Annotated in this window: 17 protein-coding genes and 1 pseudogene; 12 read left to right on the top strand and 6 right to left on the bottom strand. The window is 69.3% G+C overall.

Going from position 1 to position 19,713, the window contains the following annotated elements:
• Nucleotides 1–2 precede the first annotated feature (2 nt).
• Nucleotides 3–2,735: a pyruvate dehydrogenase (acetyl-transferring), homodimeric type gene (gene aceE, locus NUT86_RS13445; protein WP_018088040.1), complete on the bottom strand. Its 2,733-nt coding sequence runs from the start codon at nucleotides 2,733–2,735 to the stop codon at nucleotides 3–5.
• Nucleotides 2,736–3,250: 515 nt separating this feature from the next.
• Here aceE and NUT86_RS13440 point away from each other — a divergent pair.
• The 6 genes from NUT86_RS13440 (at nucleotide 3,251) to NUT86_RS13415 (ending at nucleotide 7,828) form a co-directional block, all read left to right on the top strand.
• Nucleotides 3,251–3,682, top strand: a complete 432-nt coding sequence (locus NUT86_RS13440) for a DUF3052 domain-containing protein (RefSeq protein WP_006605843.1) — start codon at nucleotides 3,251–3,253, stop codon at nucleotides 3,680–3,682.
• 148 nt (nucleotides 3,683–3,830) lie between these two features.
• Nucleotides 3,831–4,289 (top strand): peroxiredoxin, encoded by a 459-nt coding sequence (locus NUT86_RS13435; protein WP_018088039.1) that lies wholly within the window; start codon nucleotides 3,831–3,833, stop codon nucleotides 4,287–4,289.
• Between the two features lie 162 nt (nucleotides 4,290–4,451).
• Nucleotides 4,452–5,027 (top strand): TerD family protein, encoded by a 576-nt coding sequence (locus NUT86_RS13430; protein WP_018088038.1) that lies wholly within the window; start codon nucleotides 4,452–4,454, stop codon nucleotides 5,025–5,027.
• 191 nt (nucleotides 5,028–5,218) lie between these two features.
• A complete protein-coding gene (locus NUT86_RS13425; protein WP_018088037.1) occupies nucleotides 5,219–5,794 on the top strand; it encodes a TerD family protein in 576 nt (191 codons plus the stop codon).
• A gap of 52 nt (nucleotides 5,795–5,846) precedes the next feature.
• Entirely contained in the window at nucleotides 5,847–6,986 is a 1,140-nt protein-coding gene (locus NUT86_RS13420) for a DUF475 domain-containing protein (protein ID WP_274735371.1), read from the top strand.
• 98 nt (nucleotides 6,987–7,084) lie between these two features.
• Nucleotides 7,085–7,828 (top strand): TerD family protein, encoded by a 744-nt coding sequence (locus tag NUT86_RS13415; RefSeq protein ID WP_026169350.1) that lies wholly within the window; start codon nucleotides 7,085–7,087, stop codon nucleotides 7,826–7,828.
• Between the two features lie 96 nt (nucleotides 7,829–7,924).
• Here NUT86_RS13415 and NUT86_RS13410 read toward each other — a convergent pair whose 3' ends face one another.
• The gene (locus tag NUT86_RS13410) at nucleotides 7,925–9,073 is read right to left on the bottom strand and encodes a TerD family protein (RefSeq protein ID WP_159488375.1); all 1,149 of its coding nucleotides are present in this window, start codon (nucleotides 9,071–9,073) and stop codon (nucleotides 7,925–7,927) included.
• A gap of 218 nt (nucleotides 9,074–9,291) precedes the next feature.
• Here NUT86_RS13410 and NUT86_RS13405 point away from each other — a divergent pair, with 218 nt between their 5' ends.
• Genes NUT86_RS13405 through NUT86_RS13395 form a run of 3 tightly spaced genes read left to right on the top strand, consistent with a single transcriptional unit; the run spans nucleotide 9,292 to nucleotide 13,922 of the window.
• Entirely contained in the window at nucleotides 9,292–10,464 is a 1,173-nt protein-coding gene (locus NUT86_RS13405) for an HpcH/HpaI aldolase/citrate lyase family protein (RefSeq protein WP_026169349.1), read from the top strand.
• Between the two features lie 15 nt (nucleotides 10,465–10,479).
• A complete protein-coding gene (locus NUT86_RS13400; protein ID WP_274735368.1) occupies nucleotides 10,480–13,101 on the top strand; it encodes a phosphoribosyltransferase in 2,622 nt (873 codons plus the stop codon).
• Nucleotides 13,101–13,922, top strand: a complete 822-nt coding sequence (locus NUT86_RS13395; protein ID WP_274735366.1) for an HAD family hydrolase — start codon at nucleotides 13,101–13,103, stop codon at nucleotides 13,920–13,922. Before NUT86_RS13400 ends, NUT86_RS13395 begins: the two co-directional genes overlap by 1 nt.
• Here NUT86_RS13395 and NUT86_RS13390 read toward each other — a convergent pair.
• Nucleotides 13,888–14,523, bottom strand: a pseudogene (locus NUT86_RS13390) (DedA family protein); the annotation flags it as partial. The gene NUT86_RS13395 and the pseudogene NUT86_RS13390 sit on opposite strands and share 35 nt — an antisense overlap.
• A gap of 109 nt (nucleotides 14,524–14,632) precedes the next feature.
• Between NUT86_RS13390 and NUT86_RS13385 the strand changes: the two are divergent.
• The 3 genes from NUT86_RS13385 to NUT86_RS13375 all read left to right on the top strand — a co-directional run bounded on the left by NUT86_RS13385 (nucleotide 14,633) and on the right by NUT86_RS13375 (nucleotide 17,332).
• Nucleotides 14,633–15,772 (top strand): sensor histidine kinase, encoded by a 1,140-nt coding sequence (locus NUT86_RS13385; protein WP_174876398.1) that lies wholly within the window; start codon nucleotides 14,633–14,635, stop codon nucleotides 15,770–15,772.
• Nucleotides 15,763–16,422, top strand: a complete 660-nt coding sequence (locus NUT86_RS13380; protein WP_026169347.1) for a response regulator — start codon at nucleotides 15,763–15,765, stop codon at nucleotides 16,420–16,422. Before NUT86_RS13385 ends, NUT86_RS13380 begins: the two co-directional genes overlap by 10 nt.
• A gap of 286 nt (nucleotides 16,423–16,708) precedes the next feature.
• Nucleotides 16,709–17,332 (top strand): O-methyltransferase, encoded by a 624-nt coding sequence (locus NUT86_RS13375; RefSeq protein WP_174857791.1) that lies wholly within the window; start codon nucleotides 16,709–16,711, stop codon nucleotides 17,330–17,332.
• 60 nt (nucleotides 17,333–17,392) lie between these two features.
• On the opposite strand, the gene NUT86_RS13370 is transcribed toward NUT86_RS13375, so the two are convergent.
• The 3 genes from NUT86_RS13370 to NUT86_RS13360 are packed head-to-tail and all read right to left on the bottom strand — an operon-like array spanning nucleotide 17,393 to nucleotide 19,558.
• Nucleotides 17,393–17,608: an FmdB family zinc ribbon protein gene (locus NUT86_RS13370; RefSeq protein ID WP_026169346.1), complete on the bottom strand. Its 216-nt coding sequence runs from the start codon at nucleotides 17,606–17,608 to the stop codon at nucleotides 17,393–17,395.
• A 25-nt stretch (nucleotides 17,609–17,633) separates the two neighbouring features.
• Nucleotides 17,634–18,950 (bottom strand): sugar kinase, encoded by a 1,317-nt coding sequence (locus NUT86_RS13365; protein WP_274735359.1) that lies wholly within the window; start codon nucleotides 18,948–18,950, stop codon nucleotides 17,634–17,636.
• A complete protein-coding gene (locus NUT86_RS13360) occupies nucleotides 18,938–19,558 on the bottom strand; it encodes a bifunctional 4-hydroxy-2-oxoglutarate aldolase/2-dehydro-3-deoxy-phosphogluconate aldolase (protein WP_018088024.1) in 621 nt (206 codons plus the stop codon). Before NUT86_RS13360 ends, NUT86_RS13365 begins: the two co-directional genes overlap by 13 nt.
• Nucleotides 19,559–19,713 lie beyond the last annotated feature (155 nt).

Genomic DNA, 19,713 nt, shown 5'->3' with positions numbered 1-19,713 from the left:
GGTCAGGCGTCGCCGCCGGCCTCACCCGCGTCGGCGGCCGCGACGTCCAGGAGCTGGTAGCGGTCGATCGCCTGCTTCAGCAGCGACCGGTCGACCTTGCCCTCCTTGGCGAGCTCGGTGAGCACGCCAAGGACGATGGACTGCGCGTCGATGTGGAAGAAGCGACGGGCCGCACCACGGGTGTCCGCGAAGCCGAAGCCATCGGCACCCAGCGACTGGTACGTGCCGGGAACCCAGCGCGCGATCTGGTCCGGAACCGAACGCATCCAGTCCGAAACCGCGACCTTCGGACCCTCGGCGCCCTGGAGCTTCTGCGTCACGTACGGGACGCGCTGCTCCTCCTCGGGGTGCAGAAGGTTGTGCTCCTCGGCCTCCACCGCGTCGCGGCGCAGCTCGTTCCAGGACGTCGCCGACCAGACATCGGCCTTGACGTTCCACTCGTCCGCGAGGATCTGCTGGGCCTCGACCGCCCACGGCACCGCCACACCCGAGGCGAGGATCTGGGCGGTGTGCTCGCCCTTCTCGCCGGGCTTGACGCGGTGCAGACCCTTGAGGATGCCCTCGACGTCGGCATCGGCCGGCTCCGCGGGGTGCAGGATCGGCTCGTTGTAGACGGTCAGGTAGTAGAAGACGTCCTCGGAGTTCTCGCCGTACATCCGGCGCAGACCGTCCTTGACGATGTGCGCGATCTCGTAACCGTAGGCCGGGTCGTAGGCGACACAGGCCGGGTTGGTCGAGGCCAGCAGCTGGGAGTGGCCGTCGGCGTGCTGCAGACCCTCACCCGTCAGCGTCGTACGGCCGGCGGTCGCGCCGAGTACAAAGCCGCGGGAGAGCTGGTCGGCCATCTGCCAGAACTGGTCACCGGTGCGCTGGAACCCGAACATCGAGTAGAAGACATAGACCGGGATCAGCGGCTCGCCGTGCGTCGCATAGGCGGAACCCGCCGCGATCAGCGACGCCGTGCAGCCCGCCTCGGTGATGCCGTCGTGCAGCATCTGGCCGGTCGGCGACTCCTTGTAGGCCAGGAGAAGTTCACGGTCGACCGACTCGTACTGCTGGCCCAGCGGGTTGTAGATCTTGGCCGACGGGAAGAACGCGTCCATGCCGAAGGTGCGGTACTCGTCGGGCGCGATCGGCACGAAGCGCTTGCCGATCTCCTTGTCCCGCATGAGGTCCTTCAGGACCCGGACGAACGCCATGGTCGTGGCGATCTTCTGCTGCCCCGAGCCCTTCTTGGCGCCCGCGTATGCCTTGTCGTCCGGCAGCTGCAGCGGCTTGGCGCGCACGACACGGGTCGGCACATAACCGCCCAGGCCCTTGCGGCGGTCGTGCATGTACTGGATCTCTTCGGAGTCGCGGCCCGGGTGGTAGTACGGCGGCGCGCCGTCCTCCAGGTCCTTGTCCGGGATCGGCAGGTGCAGCCGGTCACGGAAGCCCTTGAGGTCCTCGACCGTCAGCTTCTTCATCTGGTGGGTCGCGTTGCGGCCCTCGAAGTTCGGACCGAGCGTCCAGCCCTTGACGGTCTGCGCGAGGATCACCGTCGGCTGGCCCTTGTGGGCCTTGGCCGCCGCGTACGCCGCGTAGATCTTCTTGTGGTCGTGACCGCCACGGCCCAGGTGCAGGATCTGGTCGTCGGTCATGTTCTCGACCATCGCCCGCAGCCGGTGGTCGTCACCGAAGAAGTGGTCGCGGATGTACGCGCCGGTCTCCGTGGCGTACGTCTGGAACTGACCGTCGGGCGTGCTGTTGAGCTTGTTGACCAGGATGCCGTCGCGGTCCTGCGCGAGCAGCGGGTCCCAGCTGCGGTCCCACACCAGCTTGATGACGTTCCAGCCGGCGCCGCGGAACTGCGACTCCAGCTCCTGCATGATCTTGCCGTTGCCGCGGACCGGGCCGTCGAGGCGCTGCAGGTTGCAGTTGACGACGAAGGTCAGATTGTCCAGGCCCTCGCGGGCGGCGATGGACAGCTGGCCGAGCGACTCGGGCTCGTCCATCTCACCGTCGCCGAGGTAGGCCCAGACGTGCGACTTGGAGGTGTCGGCGATACCGCGCGCCTCCATGTAGCGGTTCATCCGCGCCTGGTAGATCGCGCCGAGCGGGCCGAGGCCCATCGAGACGGTCGGGAACTCCCAGAAGTCCGGCATCAGCCGCGGGTGCGGGTAGCTGGACAGACCGTTGGGAGCCTTGGACTTCTCCTGGCGGAAGGCGTCGAGCTGGTTCTCGCTCAGCCGGTCCAGGAGGTACGCACGGGCGTAGACACCGGGCGAGGCATGCCCCTGGAAGAAGATCTGGTCGCCGCCGTCACCCTCGTCCTTGCCCCGGAAGAAGTGGTTGAAGCCCACGTCGTAGAGGGAGGCGGAGGAGGCGAAGGTGGCGATGTGACCGCCGACGCCGATGCCCGGACGCTGGGCGCGCGAGACCATCACGGCGGCGTTCCACCGGGTCGCGTTCAGGACCTTGCGCTCGATCTCCTCGTTGCCCGGGAAGAACGGCTCGTCCTTGGTCGCGATGGTGTTGACGTAGTCCGTGCTGCGCATCTCGGGCACGGCCACACGCTTCTCGCGGGCACGCTCGATCAGGCGGAGCATGAGGTAGCGGGCACGTTCCCGGCCTCGCTCGTCGACGGCCGCGTCGAGCGAGTCGAGCCATTCCTGGGTCTCTTCGGGATCGAAGTCCGGGACCTGGCTGGGAAGGCCGCCAATGATGATCGGGTTTCGATCGGATCCGGAAGCCACGCTGTTCCTTCGTGTTCGGTTCGTGTCGTGCCCTGCAGGGTTTTCATGCTGCGCACGGGACGAAAGCTGTCTCTGCCTTGTGTCGCGCCGTCTTCCATCGTGTACCGAGCCACAGGGATACGTCACCTCTACTGATGGGTAACCCATCCGTAGAGAGATGGCGCTGAAAAGGCCGATTTCTCGGGTCGGCCAAATCGCAACCATACGCCCATGTCGAAAGTGCTTCGCGTACGGACGTGCGGACCCCGAAATCAGGTCCGCGAGCCGCGGCCGCCCCCCGAAGGGACCAGTCCCGCGCCAGTACCCGATAAACCCTGCAGAAAGCTGTGGCGTGAATCACTTCAGCCTGTCCTGCGGGGGTCGCGGTTGCGGCGAGACGCCTCCAAACGTCACCGTTTCGGCGGTCTGGACCGCCGGGTACTTGCGCGATCCGCCCGGCCCGTGTGGACTACGCCCAATGCTCCGCGCACGCGCGGGGTCCCCGAGCATTTCCGAAACATGACAGGAGGCAATCCGTGAGCGCGACCGCGGACCACGCGGAGGAGCGGACCAACCCTGCCGCCAGGCTGGGGTTCGAGCCCGGACAGGTGGTCCAGGAGATCGGTTACGACGATGACGTCGATCAGGATCTCCGCGAAGGCATTGAGACCGTGATCGGCCAGGATCTCGTCGACGAGGACTACGACGACGTCTGCGACGTCGTTGTGCTGTGGTTCCGCGACGAGGACGGCGACCTCACGGACGCGCTGGTGGACGCCATCGGCCTGATCGACGAGGGCGGGCAGATCTGGCTGCTGACCCCGAAGACCGGCCGTGAGGGCTACGTCGAGCCGAGCGACATCAATGAGGCCGCGCAGACCGCGGGTCTGTCCCAGACCAAGAGCATCAACGCGGCCAAGGACTGGACCGGCAGCCGCCTGGTCACACCCAAGTCCGGCAAGCGCTGAGCCCACACCGTCTCGACGTTCGCCACCGAGCCCCCTCCGCCTGTTCCGGAGGGGGCTCGGCCCTGTTCAGGACGGGTTCCCCGCATGTGCACCCCGGCGCGTAGGGTTGGTCGCGTCCTGTTGAGAGTGAGCGGAAGGGAAGCACCCCATGGCGATCGAGGTCGGCACGAAGGCTCCGGATTTCGAGCTGAAGAACCAGCACGGCGAGCTGGTCAAGCTCTCCGACTTCCGCGGCGAGAAGGCCGTCGTCCTCCTCTTCTACCCCTTCGCCTTCACCGGTGTGTGCACCGGTGAGCTCTGCGCGCTCCGTGACGAGCTGCCGCAGTTCGTCAACGACGACGTCCAGCTGCTGGCCGTCTCCAACGACTCCCCGTTCTCGCTGCGCGTCTTCGCCGAGCAGGAGGGCCTGGAGTACCCGCTGCTGTCGGACTTCTGGCCGCACGGCGAGGCCTCGCGGGCGTACGGCGTCTTCGACGAGGAGAAGGGCTGCGCGGTGCGCGGCACGTTCATCATCGACAAGGAGGGCGTGGTGCGCTGGACGGTCGTCAACGGCCTGCCCGACGCCCGCGACCTGAACGACTACGTCAAGGCGCTCGGCACCCTCTGAGCCGGCGCACTCTCCCGGGCGCGGCGGCGCCCACCGGCCGACATCCGCATGATCCAGGTGCGATATCTGCAATCGGTGGGAACCGGTCACTAGGATCAATTCGTTGATCCGATGCCATGCACGATGGGGGCGCAGGTACCCCTCGAATCTATGGGAGGACTCGTGGGAGTCAGCCTCAGCAAGGGCGGCAACGTCTCGCTGACGAAGGAAGCCCCCAACCTGACCGCCGTCATCGTCGGTCTGGGCTGGGACGCGCGTACCACCACCGGTACGGACTTCGACCTGGACGCCAGCGCCCTGCTGGCGAACGATCAGGGCAAGGTGGCCAACGACCAGAACTTCGTGTTCTTCAACAACCTGAAGAGCCCGGACGGTTCGGTCGAGCACACCGGTGACAACATCACAGGTGAGGGCGAGGGCGACGACGAACAGGTCAAGGTGAATCTGGCCGCCGTGCCGGCCGATGTCGCCAAGATCGTCTTCCCGGTCTCGATCTACGACGCCGAGACCCGTCAGCAGAGCTTCGGCCAGGTCCGTAACGCCTTCATCCGCGTGGTCAACCAGGCCGACAACGTCGAGCTGGCGCGCTACGACCTGAGTGAGGACGCCTCGACCGAGACCGCCATGGTCTTCGGCGAGCTGTACCGCAATGGCGCGGAGTGGAAGTTCCGGGCCATCGGCCAGGGCTACGCCTCGGGCCTGCGCGGCATCGCGCAGGACTTCGGCGTCAACGTCTGACCGGCCGGATCCGAGGTCCGATCGTCGACGTCCGGCCGGGCAGCGCCGCCGAAGCGGCTGCCCGGGCCGAGAACGACCGCGTCCGGCGCCGTACGTCCCTGTCCGGGGAGTGCGGCGCCGGACGCGCTTGAACGAGGGTGATGGGCCGCGCGCCGGGCGGGCCCGCACCGACACCGGGGAGGAAGCGAACGATGAGCGTCACGCTTGCCAAGGGGGGCAATGTCTCCCTGTCCAAGGCCGCTCCGAATCTCACGCAGATCATGGTCGGCCTCGGCTGGGACGCGCGGTCCACGACCGGAGCGCCGTTCGACCTGGACGCCAGCGCGCTGCTGTGCCAGGCGGGCCGGGTGCTGGGGGACGAGTACTTCGTCTTCTACAACAACCTCAAGAGCCCGGAGGGCTCGGTCGAGCACACCGGGGACAACCTCACCGGCGAAGGAGAGGGCGACGACGAGTCGCTCCTGGTGGATCTTTCGCAGGTGCCCGAGCAGGTCGACAAGATCGTCTTTCCGGTCTCGATCCATGAGGCCGATCTGCGTGGCCAGAGCTTCGGTCAGGTCAGCAATGCTTTTATCCGCATCGTCAATCAGGCCGACGGCAGCGAACTCGCCCGTTACGACCTCAGTGAGGACGCCTCCGGCGAAACCGCAATGATCTTCGGCGAGGTGTATCGCTACAAGGGTGAATGGAAGTTCCGGGCGGTGGGGCAGGGGTACGCGTCGGGTCTCCGGGGCATCGCCCTAGACTTCGGGGTCAACGTTTCGTAAAGCGCCGCGCGCTGCGCGCGGAGGACCCACACAGCGAGGGATTGGGTAGGCAGTGCTCCTGAAAACCTTTGGCTGGTCGTTCGCCATCACGGTGCTCGGCCTCGCCTTGGCGGGCGTGCTCTGGGGGTGGCAGGGGCTGGCGATTGTCGGGATCCTGTCCATCCTGGAGATCTCGCTCTCGTTCGACAATGCCGTCATCAACGCGGGCATCCTGCGCAAGATGAACGCCTTCTGGCAGAAGATCTTCCTTACGCTCGGCATCCTCATCGCTGTGTTCGGCATGCGAATGGTGTTCCCGGTCGTCATTGTCGCGGTCACCGCGAAGCTGGGGCCGATCGAGGCGGTCAACCTCGCCATCAGTGACAAGGCGCAATACGAGGAACTGGTCACCAGCGCTCATCCGGCCATCGCGGCCTTCGGCGGCATCTTCCTGCTGATGATCTTCCTCGACTTCATATTCGAGGACCGCGATTACAAGTGGCTGTCCTGGATCGAAAAGCCGATGGCCAAGATCGGCAAGCTGGACACGCTGTCCATCATCATCGCGCTGGTCGCCCTGCTGGTGAGCGCGATGACGGTGGCCACCAGCGTCGCGCACGGCGGCGGTGACAAGAGCGCCACGGTGCTGCTGTCCGGCGTCGCGGGCCTCATCACGTACCTCGTCGTCAGCGGCATCTCCGGCTTCTTCGAAGCCAAGCTGGAGGACGAGGTCGAGGACGAGGGCGGGGAGGCCGGCGAGGTCGCGGCGGCTCCCGCCACGAAGGGCAACGGCTCGGCCGTCGGTCTGGCCGGCAAGGCCGCGTTCTTCATGTTCCTCTACCTCGAGGTCATCGACGCGTCCTTCTCCTTCGACGGCGTCATCAGTGCCTTCGCCATCACCAACGACATCTTCATGATGGCGCTGGGTCTGGGCATCGGCGCGATGTACATCCGTTCTCTGACGGTCTTCCTGGTCCGCAAGGGGACCCTGGACGACTACGTCTACCTGGAGCATGGCGCCCACTACGCGATCGGCGCGCTGGCCGTCATCCTGCTCGTCACGATCAAGTACGAGGTCAACGAGGTCATCACCGGCCTGATCGGCGTTGTGCTGATCGCCCTCTCGTTCACCTCGTCCGTGATCCGGAACCGGCGGGAGGGCAAGCCCGGGGGCACCTCGGGCGAGAAGTCGGAAGTCGCGTCCGGAGTGTGACGCGGCGCTGATTGAGGAACGCTCTCTGCGGGGCGGCTCTGAGGTGCAGACCTCGGGCCGCCCCGTAGCAGTTGGGGCCGAGCGATGGGGTGGGCAAGGTGTCGTTCCTGGGGAACCTGTGGCGCGGTGGCGCGCGGAAGTTTGAATTCGACAGCGGTGGTGCGTCGTATGTCGTCGAGCTGACGAAGCGGAATCCGGTCGTCTCGCTGACCAAGCAGGGGGCCGCCACCGGGCATCTGCGGGTCAATCTGCACTGGCAGATGCGGACGTCCGACCTTCATGAACGGGGTGGGCAGGGCAAGGGCGGTCTGCTGCGGCATCCGGGCAAACTGTTCAAGCCCGAGGTCGTTCAGGCGCAGGGGCCGGCCGTGGTCAATGTCGACCTGGACCTGGCCTGTCTGTACGAACTCAAGGACGGCACCAGGGGCGTGGTGCAGCCGCTGGGCAACTTTCTCGGTGACCTGAACGGGCCGCCCTTCGTCAAGCTCAGCGGCGATGACCGTTTTGGTTCGGGTTCCGGCGAGACGCTCTACATCAACCTGGACCATCGCGATGAGATCAAGCGCATGCTGATCTTCGTCTACATCTACGACGGCACGCCCGCCTTCGACCGCACGCATGCGGTCGTGACGCTCTATCCGAGCAGCGGACCGCGGGTGGAGGTCAAGCTGGACGAGCGGGCGTCACAGGCTCGTTCCTGCGCCGTCTTCATGCTGGAGAACGTCAAGGGCGAGCTGACGGTGCGCCGCGAGGTGAAGTACGTCTACGGCTTCCAGGCGGAGCTGGACCGGCTGTACGGCTGGGGGCTCCAGTGGGGGCGGGGCTACAAGACCAAGGTGTGAGCCGCCCCGTGCGGCGCGCGGCCTGTGCGGCGCGCCGCACGGGGTGTGCGTCGTCGGGGTGGGCGGTGGCGGTGGGAGGGATCCGCTGGATTGCCGCTAACGGCGCTGGAACTGCGGTCCCTGGGGCGGCAGAACGAAGGACGGGTCCGGCACGAAGGGCTGCTGCATCGGGTAGCCGTACGTCGAGGGGTGCGGCTGCGGCTGCGGAGCGCCGTACGCGGACGGTGGCTGCTGCGGGGGCTGGTACTGCGGCGGCGGCCCCGGGTAGCCGTAGGAGGGCTGGGCCGGGGGCTGCGTCGGCGGTGGCGGAACATGCTGCGGGTAGCCGTAGCCGCCGCTCGTGGGCGGGGGTGCCGCAGATGTCGCGGCGGCCGAGGGCAGCGGTGCGGACGAGGCCGGCTCCGGCAGTGCATCCGCCACATGCTGGGTGACGGCATCCGGGTCCGCCGCCGGGTAGGTCTGGGGGTTCGCCGCGGAGGGCGGGCCCGAGGCCTCTTCCGGCCAGGTGCTGGGCGGCGGGGTCGCGGGGGAGGCGGAGGGGCCGCTCGCCGGGCCGGTGGACTGGCTGTCGGTCGGGCCGGGGGTGGAGGGGCCGGGTTCGGCTTCCGGGGACGGCTCGGTGGCCGTCGTGGGCTCCGAGCCGGGCAATGCCGACACCGGTGCTTCCGGGGCCGGCGGAGCGGAGCGTCCGGCGGCGGCTTCGGTCTCGTCCACCGAGATCCCGAACTCGGTCGCCAGACCCACCAGTCCGGTCTCGTACCCCTGCCCCAGCGCACGGAACTTCCAGGTCTCGGCGCGCCGGTACAGCTCCCCGCAGATCAGGGCCGTCTCGTCGCCCGTCTCGGGCACCACGTCGAAGACCGCGATCGGCTCGCCGTCGCCCGCCGCCGCGTCGTACAGCAGGACCTGCAGATCCGTGACGCCCGCGAAGGCGCCGCCGTCCGACGACGCGGCCAGCACGACCCGGTCCACCGCCGGATCCAGCGTCGCCAGATCCGCCTCGATGGTGTCGGTCAGCTTGTCGGCGAGCCGGGTCTTGGGCAAGTGCCGCACCAAGCCGCTGGGGTGGCGTGGTTGGTTGTAGAAGACGAAGTCCTCGTCGGAGCGCACGCATCCCTCGGCTCCCACCAACAGGGCCGAGGCATCGACATCGGGGACACCGGCGCCGGGCGTCCAGCGCAGGACGGCCCGGACAGCCGTGGCATCGAGGGGTACGTTCGACCCTTTCAGCATCGCGTGCGTCATGCCGTAATCCTGCCTTCCCTGAGGTCGCAGGGACAACGCGGGGGCCCCGGAGCGGTGCAGACTCTGCGAATGCGGACACCTGGGCGCCTCGTGGGGGTTACGTGATTTTCATGCACGCGGGAACTAACCACACCCCCGCGCACGTACGATTACCGGCTGGATCCAGACAGCGAGACGCAGCGGGGGTGCCCGGGTCCCGCAGGTAGACGGGGAGTTATATGCGGCATTTTGGGTACCTTGCGCCCGACGTCCGGAAGACGCTGTTCCACCAGGAGCCGGTGGAGTTCACCGCCGATTCTCCCGCCCGCACGCTCGCGGTCGCCTTGGGGGCCACGCTCTACAGCCCCGCCACCCGCCCGCGCCTCGCCGCTGACGTCCTCAAACAGGCGGGGCGGGGCGTGATGTCCATGGTGCTGTGCCTCGAGGACTCCATAGGGGACGCGGATGTCGAGGCCGGCGAGGAGAACCTCGTGCGGCAGCTCGCTCTTCTCGACGAGGCGGCCGCCGCCGGCACCGGCCTCCCGCTGCTCTTCGTCCGCGTCCGCACCCCCGGCCAAATTCCGGACCTGGTGCGCCGCATGGGAACCGCCGTCCACAGACTGTCTGGATTTGTACTTCCGAAATTCACCGAGGACCGCGGGGTCCCGTTCCTCGAAGCGCTGAGCACGGCCGAGTCCGTCTGCTCCCGCCGGCTCTTTGCCATGCCGGTTCTGGAGTCTCCCGAGCTGCTGCATCTGGAGAGCCGCGCCGAGACTCTCCAGGGCATCGCCAGGACCGTCGACAAATACCGGGACCGGGTGCTTGCCCTGCGGCTCGGCGTCACGGACTTCTGCTCCGCCTACGGTCTGCGCAGACCGCCCGACATGACGGCATACGACGTCCAGATCGTCGCCTCCGTGATCTCCGATGTGGTGAATGTCTTCGGACGGGCGGACGGCACGGGCTTCACGGTCACCGGCCCGGTGTGGGAGTACTTCCGGCTGCATGAGCGGATGTTCAAGCCGCAGCTGCGGCGCAGCCCGTTCCTCGGACGCGCCGAGGAACTGCGGACGGCACTGATCGAGCACGATATGGACGGCCTGCTGCGCGAGATCGAACTCGACCGCGCGAACGGCCTGCAGGGCAAGACCTGCATCCACCCCTCGCATGTCGCACCGGTGCACGCCCTCTCGGTCGTCAGTCATGAGGAGTTCAGCGACGCGGTCGACATCCTGCGGCCCGAACGGGGCGACGGTGGGGTGCTGCGCTCCTCGTACACGAACAAGATGAACGAGGTGAAGCCGCATCGCGCCTGGGCCGAGCGGACCCTGCTGCGCGCCGAGGCGTTCGGGGTCGCCCGGGAGGGCATCGGTTTCGTGGAGCTGCTGACGGCGAGCGTGCCGCAGAGCTGACATGCAGTGATCGATATGAACGATTCGACGGAGGAGACGGAACGCGTGGTCTGGACAGGAGAATGGGTCGCCGGTCGGCTCGGGGTCTCGCTGAGCGGCGGGGACGAGCTGCCGGAACTGCTCGGGCTCGCGCTGCGGCGCAACCCCAAGCGGGCCCATCTGCTCGTGTCGAACGTGCTCGGGAAGCATGTGCCACAGCGACCGGGCGTGGTCCATGGCGCCGGCTTCGGGCTGGGGCGCCGAGTGCGGAAGCTGCTGGGCGACGAGGCCGCCGCCCGCTCCGTCGTCCTGGGCTACGCCGAGACCGCCACCGGCCTGGGACATTCGGTGGCCGACGGCCTGGCCCTCGCGCCGTATCTGCACTCCACCCGCCGCCCGGTGACCGGTGTGGCGCAGGTGGGTGGGTTCGAGGAGGAGCACAGTCATGCCACCTCCCATCTGCTGCTCCCCGAGAATCGCGAACTCCTTTCGGGGGACGGGCCGTTGGTGCTCGTCGATGACGAGTTCTCCACCGGCAGGACCGTCTTGAACACCATCAAGGCGCTGCATGCGCGCTTCCCGCGCGAGCGGTACGTGGTCGTCGCCCTGGTCGACATGCGCTCCGACGCGGACCGCGGCCATCTGGAGAAGTTCGCGGCGGAACTGGGCGCCCGCGTCGACCTCGTCGCACTGGCCGCGGGCGGTGTACGCCTGCCCGAGGATGTCCTGGCACGCGGCCAGGAACTCGTCGCCGCACACGAGGCCGTTACGGCACAGGGGCCGGCGGCTGCCCCGGAGAGCGCGTCGGAGCCTGCGGGCGACGAGCAGAATGCGGCAGGCGCTCCGGCGGTGCCCGACGGCCGCGGTGCGGACGTCGTACGGGTCGACCTCGGCTGGCCCGCCGGCCTGCCGGACGGTGGGCGGCACGGCTTCACACCGGCGCACCGCGCCCGACTGGAGGCCGGGCTGCCGGGTATGGCGGCCCGGATAGCACAGCGGCTGGACGGTGCCCGCCGCGTCCTCGTCCTCGGCAACGAGGAGTTGATGTACGCGCCGCTGCGGATAGCCGAGGCTCTGGACGCCCTTGTCACTGGGGAAGGGGACAGTGCCGAGGCGACGCCGGCCCGTGACGGTATCGGGGCGGCGGACGGTGCCCTCGCACCGCGGGACGGTCAGCCGTCCGCGTCGACCAGCGGCGCGGGCGTCTTCTTCTCCACCACGACCCGGTCGCCGGTGCTCGCCGTCGATGACCCCGGTTACGCGATACGGACCCGGCTGTCCTTCCCCGCCCACGACGATCCCGCCGACGGACCGGGGGAGCGCTACGCCTACAACGTCGCGGCCGGCACCGACCCGGAACGCCGCTTCGACGCCATCGTGGCCGTCGTGGACTCGCACGGTGACCTCCCCGCACTGCATGCCGCCGACGGTCTGCTGAACCGGCTCGCCGAGCACACCGACCGACTGCTGCTCGCCGTCATCCCCTCGTACGCCCCGCGACCACAGGCCGGACCCATGCCCCTCCCCGAGCCGCTGCGCGGCCCCGCCTTCTCCTCCTACACCGCCGACGAGGTCGGCTGGCTGCTGCAGGACCTCTCCGACATCACCCTGGAAGCGCCGACCGAGGAACGCGAGGAGGCGATTCAGCGCGGCGGCGCTCACTACGCGGAGTCGCTGCCCGTCGAATACCAGCCGACCGAGGAGTACCAGGCGCTGTTTCACAGCGCGCTGCGGACCTCCGCGAGCCGGATCGCGCGGGCTGTCGGGACCGTCACCGAGACCGTGCTCGCCGAACGCAGTCCACGTCCCGTGCTGGTGTCGCTGGCGCGGGCGGGCACACCCGTCGGGGTGCTGATGCGTCGCTGGGCGCGGCATGCGCACGGCCTGGAACTGCCGCACTACGCGGTCTCGATCGTCCGCGGCCGGGGGATCGACACCACGGCGCTCCGGTGGCTGGCCGCTCATCACGATCCGGCGGATGTCGTCTTCGTGGACGGCTGGACCGGCAAGGGTGCCATCACTCGCGAACTCGCCCAGGCGTTGGAGGACTTCCCGGGCTTCGACCCGCGGATCGCCGTGCTCGCCGACCCGGGCGGCTGCGTCGAGACCTACGGCACCCGCGACGACTTCCTCGTCCCGTCCGCCTGCCTCAACTCCACCGTCTCCGGCCTCATATCGCGCACCGTCCTGCGAGACGACCTCGTGGGCCCGGACGACTTCCACGGCGCGAAGTTCTACCGCGATCTGGCCCCGACCGATGTATCGCGAGCCTTCCTGGACGCGGTCAGCGCGCGCTTCGACGAGGTCGCCCTGGACGTCGCCGAAGAGGTGAAGGAACTGGTCGCCGCCGACCGGGCACCCACCTGGGAAGGCTGGGCGGCCGTCGAGCGGATCAGCGAGGAATACGGCATCCACGACGTGAACCTCGTGAAGCCCGGTGTCGGTGAGACCACACGCGTACTGCTGCGCCGGGTCCCCTGGAAGATCCTGGCCCGACGGGGTGCCGGGACCGATCTCGATCATGTGCGCCTCCTGGCGGAACAACGAGGCGTGCCCGTCGAAGAGGTCGACGAACTGCCCTATACCTGTGTCGGTTTGATCCACCCCCGCTTCACTCGCGGGGCCACGGGTGCTGACGGCAAGGCGGTGGCCTCCTGATGAGCGCCATCATCGCCAGCGACCTCGACCGCACCCTGATCTATTCGGCCGCCGCGCTGGGCCTCGCCATGCCCGACGCGGAAGCCCCCAGGCTCCTGTGCGTGGAGACCTATGAGCGCAAGCCGCTGTCCTTTATGACGGAGACGGCCGCCGGGCTGCTCGCCGAACTGGCGGGCAAGACCACCTTTGTGCCGACCACCACCCGCACCCGGGAGCAGTACGGCCGCATCCATCTCCCGGGGCCGGCACCGGAGTTCGCCATCTGCGCCAATGGCGGCCATCTGCTCGTACTCGGCGAGTCGGACCCGGACTGGCAGCGCACCGTCACCGAGCGGCTCGCCGCGCACTGCGCGCCCCTGGACGAGATCCGCGCACATCTCGTCCGCACCGCCGACCCGGCCTGGCTGCTCAAGGAGCGTGCCGCAGAAGACCTCTTCGCCTATCTCGTCGTGGAGCGGCCGCTGCTGCCGGACACCTGGGTGAAGGACCTCGCCGGCTGGGCGGACGAACGCGGCTGGACCGTCTCCCTGCAGGGCCGCAAGATCTATGCCGTGCCGAAGCCGCTGACCAAGAGCGCAGCCGTGGCGGAGGTGGCGCGCCGCACCGGGGCGTCCGAGATCCTCGCGGCCGGCGATTCCCTCCTCGACGCCGATCTGCTGCTGGCCGCGGACCGCGGGTGGCGGCCCGGACACGGGGAGCTGGCGGACTCCGGCTGGCAGGCCCCCCACGTCATCGCGCTCGATGAGCGGGGTGTCGCCGCGGGCGAAGAGATCGTGCGGGCCTTCATCCGCGGCGCCGTGCCCCCGGGCCGCTCCTGCTGACACGGACAACGACAAAGACCGCCACCGCCAGCGCAGTTGCCACCAGGACCACCTTCGAATAGACGTCCACATACCCCGTCACCTCCTCCCAGTTGTCGCCGAGCAGATAGCCGGCGAGGACAAAGATCGCGTTCCAGATGAAGCTGCCGAGGGTGGTCAGGGCGAGAAAGACCGGCACCCGCATGCGCTCGATTCCGGCGGGTATCGAGATGAAGCTGCGGAAGAGGGGAATCATCCGGCCGAAGAACACCGCCTTCGTGCCGTGCCGCCGGAACCAGCGCTCTGTCTTCTCGATGTCCGACACCTTGACCAGCGGCAGCTTCGACGCGATCGCGACCGTACGCTCGCGCCCGAGCAACGCGCCCGCGCCGTACAGCGCCAGGGCGCCGGTTACCGAGCCGAGGGTCGTCCACGCGAGCGCGGACGCGAGATGCATGCTGCCGCGGGCGGCGGCGAAGCCCGCCAGCGGCAGGATCACCTCGCTCGGCAGCGGCGGGAAGAGATTCTCTGCGGTGATGGCCACACCCGCGCCGGGCGCGCCGAGCGCGTCCATGAGGTCGGTGATCCAGCCGGGTGCGGTGCTTCCGATGCTCTCGATCATGTTTTCAACGCTATGAATTCTCGCCTTGCGGCACATTGCGGTATACCGCACGAAAGACTGCGGTTTTCCGCAGTGTGCGCGGACGCACGGTGCGGCTAGCGTTTTGATCATGTTGGGAATTGCGCGGCGCGGATTGCGCCTGGCGACAGGTCTGGTGCTCGGTGCCGTGATCGCGGCGGCCGAGCTCCCTTTCGTCCTGCTCTCCGGCCTCTCCCTGCTGTGCGTCTTCGCCTGGCCGCGCGGCCGCCGCGCGGTCCTCAAGCCCGTGACCGCCGCCGCACGGGTCCTGACCGAGACCCATCGACGCCGCCTCCGCGTCTATGTCGCGGCCGACACCTCGGACGCGTACGCGGACCACCGAGCCCTGCAATATCTGTCCCTGCGCTGGGGGTTGGGCCTGCTGGGCGCTCTCGTCCTGGGCGCGGCGCTGATCGGAGTGGCGTACGGCATCTCCTGGATCTTCATCCTGCTGCTCACCGACGTCCGCCATCCCGGCACCCTCGCGCTGTCGAGCATCGGCGGCCTCTTCCTCCTCTTCCTCAGCCTGCAGGGCACCTTCGGAGTCGCAGGGCTGGAGGCCAGGCTCGCGCAGTATTACCTCGGCCCCAGCCACCACGAGGAGCTGGAGCGCCGCATCGAGCAGCTGGCCGCCAGCCGCGCCGGCGTCATCGCCGCGGTCAACGATGAGCGACGCCGTATCGAACGCGATCTGCACGACGGTGTGCAGCAGCGGCTGGTGGCCCTGGGAATGCTGCTCGGCCGCGCGCTGCGCAGCCAGGACGCGCAGCGCGCGGAACAACTCCTGCGCCAGGCCCACGAAGAGAGCGGCCGGGCCCTGACCGAGCTGCGTGAGGTGGCCTGGCGGGTCTATCCGACGGTGCTGGATGAAGCAGGGCTGCGCGCCGCCTTGGAAACGGTCGCCGAACGCTCGGCCATCCCCGTATGCCTCGACTACGAACTTGCCACCGAACCCGACACCGCCGTGGCAACGGTCGCCTACTTCGTGGTCTCCGAAGCCGTCACCAACGCCGTCAAGCATTCCGGCGCCGGACGGATAGCGGTCCGCGTCGCCCCTGGCGAGGACGCCGTGCTCGTGTGTATCGAGGACGACGGACCGGGCGGCGCGGATTCCTCCGGCAGCGGCCTGTTCGGGCTGGCCCGCCGGGTCGCCGCCCTCGACGGCCGGTTCCGGGTGGACAGCCCGGCCGGCGGACCGACCATCATCACCGCGGAGTTGCCGTGCGCGTAGTGCTGGCCGACGATTCGACCCTGTTGCGGGAGGGCCTGGTGCGCCTCCTCGCCGAGGAGGGGCACGAGGTGGCGGCCGCGGTCGGCGACGCCGATCAGCTGATCGCCGTGCTGGAGCAGGCGGCGGAGCAGGACGAGAAGCCGGACGCGGTGGTTGTGGACGTCCGTATGCCACCCACGCACACCGATGAGGGGCTGCGTGCCGCCGTGCAGATACGGGAGCGCTGGCCCGATATCGGCGTGCTGGTGCTCTCGCAGTATGTCGAGCGCCGCTATGCGACGGAGCTGCTGACCGATGACAGCGAGGGGGTGGGCTATCTGCTCAAGGACCGGGTGGTCCAGGTGGACGAGTTCCTGGACGCGCTGGAGCGGGTGAGCAGCGGACAGGCCGCCTTCGACCCCGAAGTCGTACGGCAGCTGCTGATGCGCAGCCGCCGCTCGGATCCGCTGGGCACGCTGACCGCACGCGAGCAGGAGGTGCTCCGGGAGATGGCGCAGGGCCACACCAATGCGGCAATCGCCGTCCGGCTGCACATCTCGCAGAGCGCCGTGGAGAAGCACATCAACGCGATCTTCGACAAGCTCGATCTGATCGGCACTTCCGGATATTCACGCCGGGTCCTGGCGGTGTTGCGGTACTTGGGGACATGAGACCGGGGATGTCCGACCGGTGAGGCGAGATGTGAGGGACGGGGGATACGGAGGTCCAACCGGCGCCGGGGGGCCCATGGGGCGCCCCTCGCCGCTGAGCAGTCCATGGGCAACGTCTGAGTGACGGCTCGTCGAGGGAGGGGGAAATCAACGACCGGTTGGCGACGAGCTCGACTAGTCTCGCCGAGGCGGTTGGCTGCACCGTCCGGTGACCGGCCGAGACCGCGATCCTTGATCAAGAGGAGAGCCAGTGGCTGAGTCCAAGAGCACGCCGATCACAGCGGAGATGTACGAGTACGTCCTCGCCCACAACCCGCCCTTGAACGCCGCGCAGCGGGACATCGTGGAGCTCACACACCAACAGTTCCCCGAGGCCGCGGGGATGCAGTCGGCGGAGGAGCAAGGGCCGCTGCTTGCGTTCCTGGTGCGGCTGACCGGGGCTCGGCAGGTCGTCGAGGTAGGGACGTTCACCGGTTTCTCGGCGCTGTCCATGGCGCAGGCGATGCCCGCGGACGGCACGCTGATCGCGTGCGATGTCTCCGAGGAGTGGACGGCCTACGGCCGGGAGGCCTGGGCGAAGGCCGGTGTCGCCGACCGTATCGATCTGCGGATCGCGCCCGCGCTGGAAACGCTGCGGGCGATGCCGGCCGAGCCGCATATCGACCTCGCGTATCTCGACGCCGACAAGGGCGGCTATATCGCCTACTGGGAGGAGCTGGTGCCCCGGCTGCGGCCGGGAGGTCTGATTGTCGCTGACAACGTCCTGTACCACGGGGAGGTCGCCGACCCGGCGGCCACCGGGTCCGCCCTGGCGATCAGGGCCTTCAACGACCATGTGCTGGCGGACCCCCGTATGGAGGCGGTGATTCTCACCGTGGCGGACGGGGTGACGCTGGCGCGCAAGAGGTAGCGGCCCAGGCCTCCGCCCCCAGGCATTGGCCCCCAGGACATGGTGCCGCCCAATACTGCCCTATCCGCAGCAGCCGCCTCCGCAGCAACCGCCGCCCCCACCGCTCGGGGCACGGGCGGGGGCGGTCGCGGAGCCACCGACGGCGACCGTGGAGAGGAGCTTCACGGTGTCCTCGTGGCCCTCGGGGCAGACGGCCGGGGCGGAGGACTCGGCCATCGGCCGGTTCAGCTCGAAGGTGGAGCCACAGGGGCGGCACCGGTATTCGTAACGAGGCATGGGCACAGGTTAGCCGTGGCGCCGCTCAGCGCACGACGGTGCCGGGCGGCGCGCCCAGCATGCCCAGCTCCGCGCGGGTCGGCGCGCCCTCCCAGTCGCCGGGCGACGCGACCGCGAACGCTCCGGTGGTGACGGCCCGCTCCAGGCGTCCGGCCGGCCCTTCGCCGTCCAGCAGCGCCGACAGATAGCCCGCCACGAAGGCGTCACCGGCGCCCACGGCGTCCACGGCCCGTACCGGTTTGGCGGGCTGGTGGAGGGAGCCGCCGTGGGTGAAGGCCGTCGCCCCCTCCGCACCGAGTTTGACCACGACCTCGCCGACCCCCTGGTCCAGCAGGAGGCGGGCCTGCGCCGCCACGGTGGCCGCGGGGTCGCCCGTGACCTCCTGAGGGGGGAGGGGAATGGCACCACCGCACGCCCCCGCGCCCCCGGCCACGGTGGCCTCCTCCGGCTCCGATGCCCAACGAGCCAGGCCCCCGTCGGCACCCAGGCCCCCGTCGGCCCACTCGGCACCCATGCCCGCGCCGGCCCCCTCGGCCCTCAGGCCCTCGTTGGCCCCGGTGGTCCCCTTGGCCCCCTGGCTCCCCTCGCCCCCACCCGGCGAGCCCTCCCCGCCCCCGCCCCCGCTTCCAGGCAGGCACAGCGGCAGCTCGTCATCGGAGGCGATCAGCACATCCACGAAGGGAATCCACTCGCGAAGGACTTCGGCAGCCGCTTCGGCGGTCCACAGGCGAGCGCGGAAGTTGACATCGAGGCACACCAACGAGCCGGATTCCCGGGACAGTTGGAGGACGAGCCCGGCCGCCGCGCGGGCCGTGGGGCTGAGGGACGGAGTGATGCCCGTCAGATGCAGGACGCGGGGCGGGGCGGCGGAGAAGGCGCGCTGGATCACGTCAGCGCCGATCCGGGAGCCGGCCGATCCCGCACGGTAGTAGTGCACCCGGGTGACCTCGGGCAGCCGCGGCTCGAAGAGGAGCAGCCCGGTCGGAGCGCCGGGATCGGTCGAGGCGCCGGACACTCCGACGCCCTCGGCGCGCAGCGTACGCAGCACCAGTTGTCCGGCCTCGTCCTCGCCGACCGCGCCCGCCCAGCGGACGTCGTGCCCGAGCCGGGCCAGCCCGATCGCGACATTGCTTTCCGCGCCGGCGATGGAGACGTTCATCGTGCCGCCGAGCTTCAGCGGGCCGCTGCCCCGTAGGGCGACCATGGTCTCGCCAAACGTGAAGACGTCCGGGCGCCCCGGTTGCCCGGGAAGCAGCGGGCGGCCGGGTGTCGCCCCGGCGCGGGGAGCGCCGCGCTGGTCCTCGCTGCCCGCGGCAGCAGGCTGCCCCGTCATCGTGCGCACGCCGCCTTGAACTCCGCCGCGCGCTTGCGCAGCCCGTCCAGGTCGCCGCCGTCCGCCGCGTCCCCGACCAGCGGCGAGCCGACGCCCACCGCCACCGCTCCGGCGGCGAAGTACGCCGGCGCGGCGGCCGCGTCCACCCCGCCGACCGGCACGAACGGCAGCTCGGGGAAGGGCGCGCGGAGCGCCTGCAGATACCCGGGCCCGCCGACGGACGCCGGAAACAGCTTCAGGGCCGAGACGCCCAGCGCATCGGCCGCGATCACCTCGGACGGCGTCAGCACCCCGGCGAGCGTCGAGAGCCCTTGCCGTACGGATTCCTCCAGACCGGCCCCCAGACCGGGCGTGACGATGAGATTGGCCCCGGCCTCGGCGGCGCGCCGGGCGTCGGATGCGGTCAGGACGGTGCCGGCGCCGAGCCAGGCCGCATCGCCGAGCTCGGCACGCGCCCGTCGGATGACGGTGAGGGCGTCGTGTCCGCTGAGTGAGACCTCGATCAGCGGAAGGCCTGCCTCCGCAAGCGCCATGACCGTACGGAAAGACGCCTCCGCATCCCTGCCCCGGATGATGGCGACCAGCCGCTCGGTCCGGAGCGCTGTGCTGAAGTCCATGGCGTTCCTGCTTTCTCCTGCTCCCCGCCGCGTGCGTAGAGCGCGACCGGGCCGTTCGGGCGCACGGGTGACAGCACTGATTATTCCGGGCCGGGTGTAAGGGGCGTGTGGGGTGTGGAGCGTGGGACGGGTGTGGCCATGGGGTATGGCGGCTC

It is taken from the genome of Streptomyces sp. G7(2002), from assembly GCF_028870195.1.
Classification (GTDB): Bacteria; Actinomycetota; Actinomycetes; order Streptomycetales; family Streptomycetaceae; genus Streptomyces; species Streptomyces nigrescens.
The sequence above is the reverse complement of the archived record's forward strand: the minus strand, read 5'-3'. Positions and strand labels throughout refer to the sequence as shown.

What these genes read in the sequence shown, in the direction of transcription:
- NUT86_RS13400 (WP_274735368.1), top strand. Translation starts at nt 10,480, where the DNA reads ATGAACGATTCGACGGAGGAGACGGAACGCGTGGTCTGGACAGGAGAA.
- NUT86_RS13375 (WP_174857791.1), top strand. Translation starts at nt 16,709, where the DNA reads ATGTACGAGTACGTCCTCGCCCACAACCCGCCCTTGAACGCCGCGCAG.
- NUT86_RS13360 (WP_018088024.1), bottom strand. Translation starts at nt 19,558, where the DNA reads ATGGACTTCAGCACAGCGCTCCGGACCGAGCGGCTGGTCGCCATCATC.
- NUT86_RS13385 (WP_174876398.1), top strand. Translation starts at nt 14,633, where the DNA reads ATGTTGGGAATTGCGCGGCGCGGATTGCGCCTGGCGACAGGTCTGGTG.
- NUT86_RS13410 (WP_159488375.1), bottom strand. Translation starts at nt 9,073, where the DNA reads ATGACGCACGCGATGCTGAAAGGGTCGAACGTACCCCTCGATGCCACG.
- NUT86_RS13370 (WP_026169346.1), bottom strand. Translation starts at nt 17,608, where the DNA reads ATGCCTCGTTACGAATACCGGTGCCGCCCCTGTGGCTCCACCTTCGAG.
- NUT86_RS13405 (WP_026169349.1), top strand. Translation starts at nt 9,292, where the DNA reads ATGCGGCATTTTGGGTACCTTGCGCCCGACGTCCGGAAGACGCTGTTC.
- NUT86_RS13425 (WP_018088037.1), top strand. Translation starts at nt 5,219, where the DNA reads ATGAGCGTCACGCTTGCCAAGGGGGGCAATGTCTCCCTGTCCAAGGCC.
- NUT86_RS13395 (WP_274735366.1), top strand. Translation starts at nt 13,101, where the DNA reads ATGAGCGCCATCATCGCCAGCGACCTCGACCGCACCCTGATCTATTCG.
- NUT86_RS13435 (WP_018088039.1), top strand. Translation starts at nt 3,831, where the DNA reads ATGGCGATCGAGGTCGGCACGAAGGCTCCGGATTTCGAGCTGAAGAAC.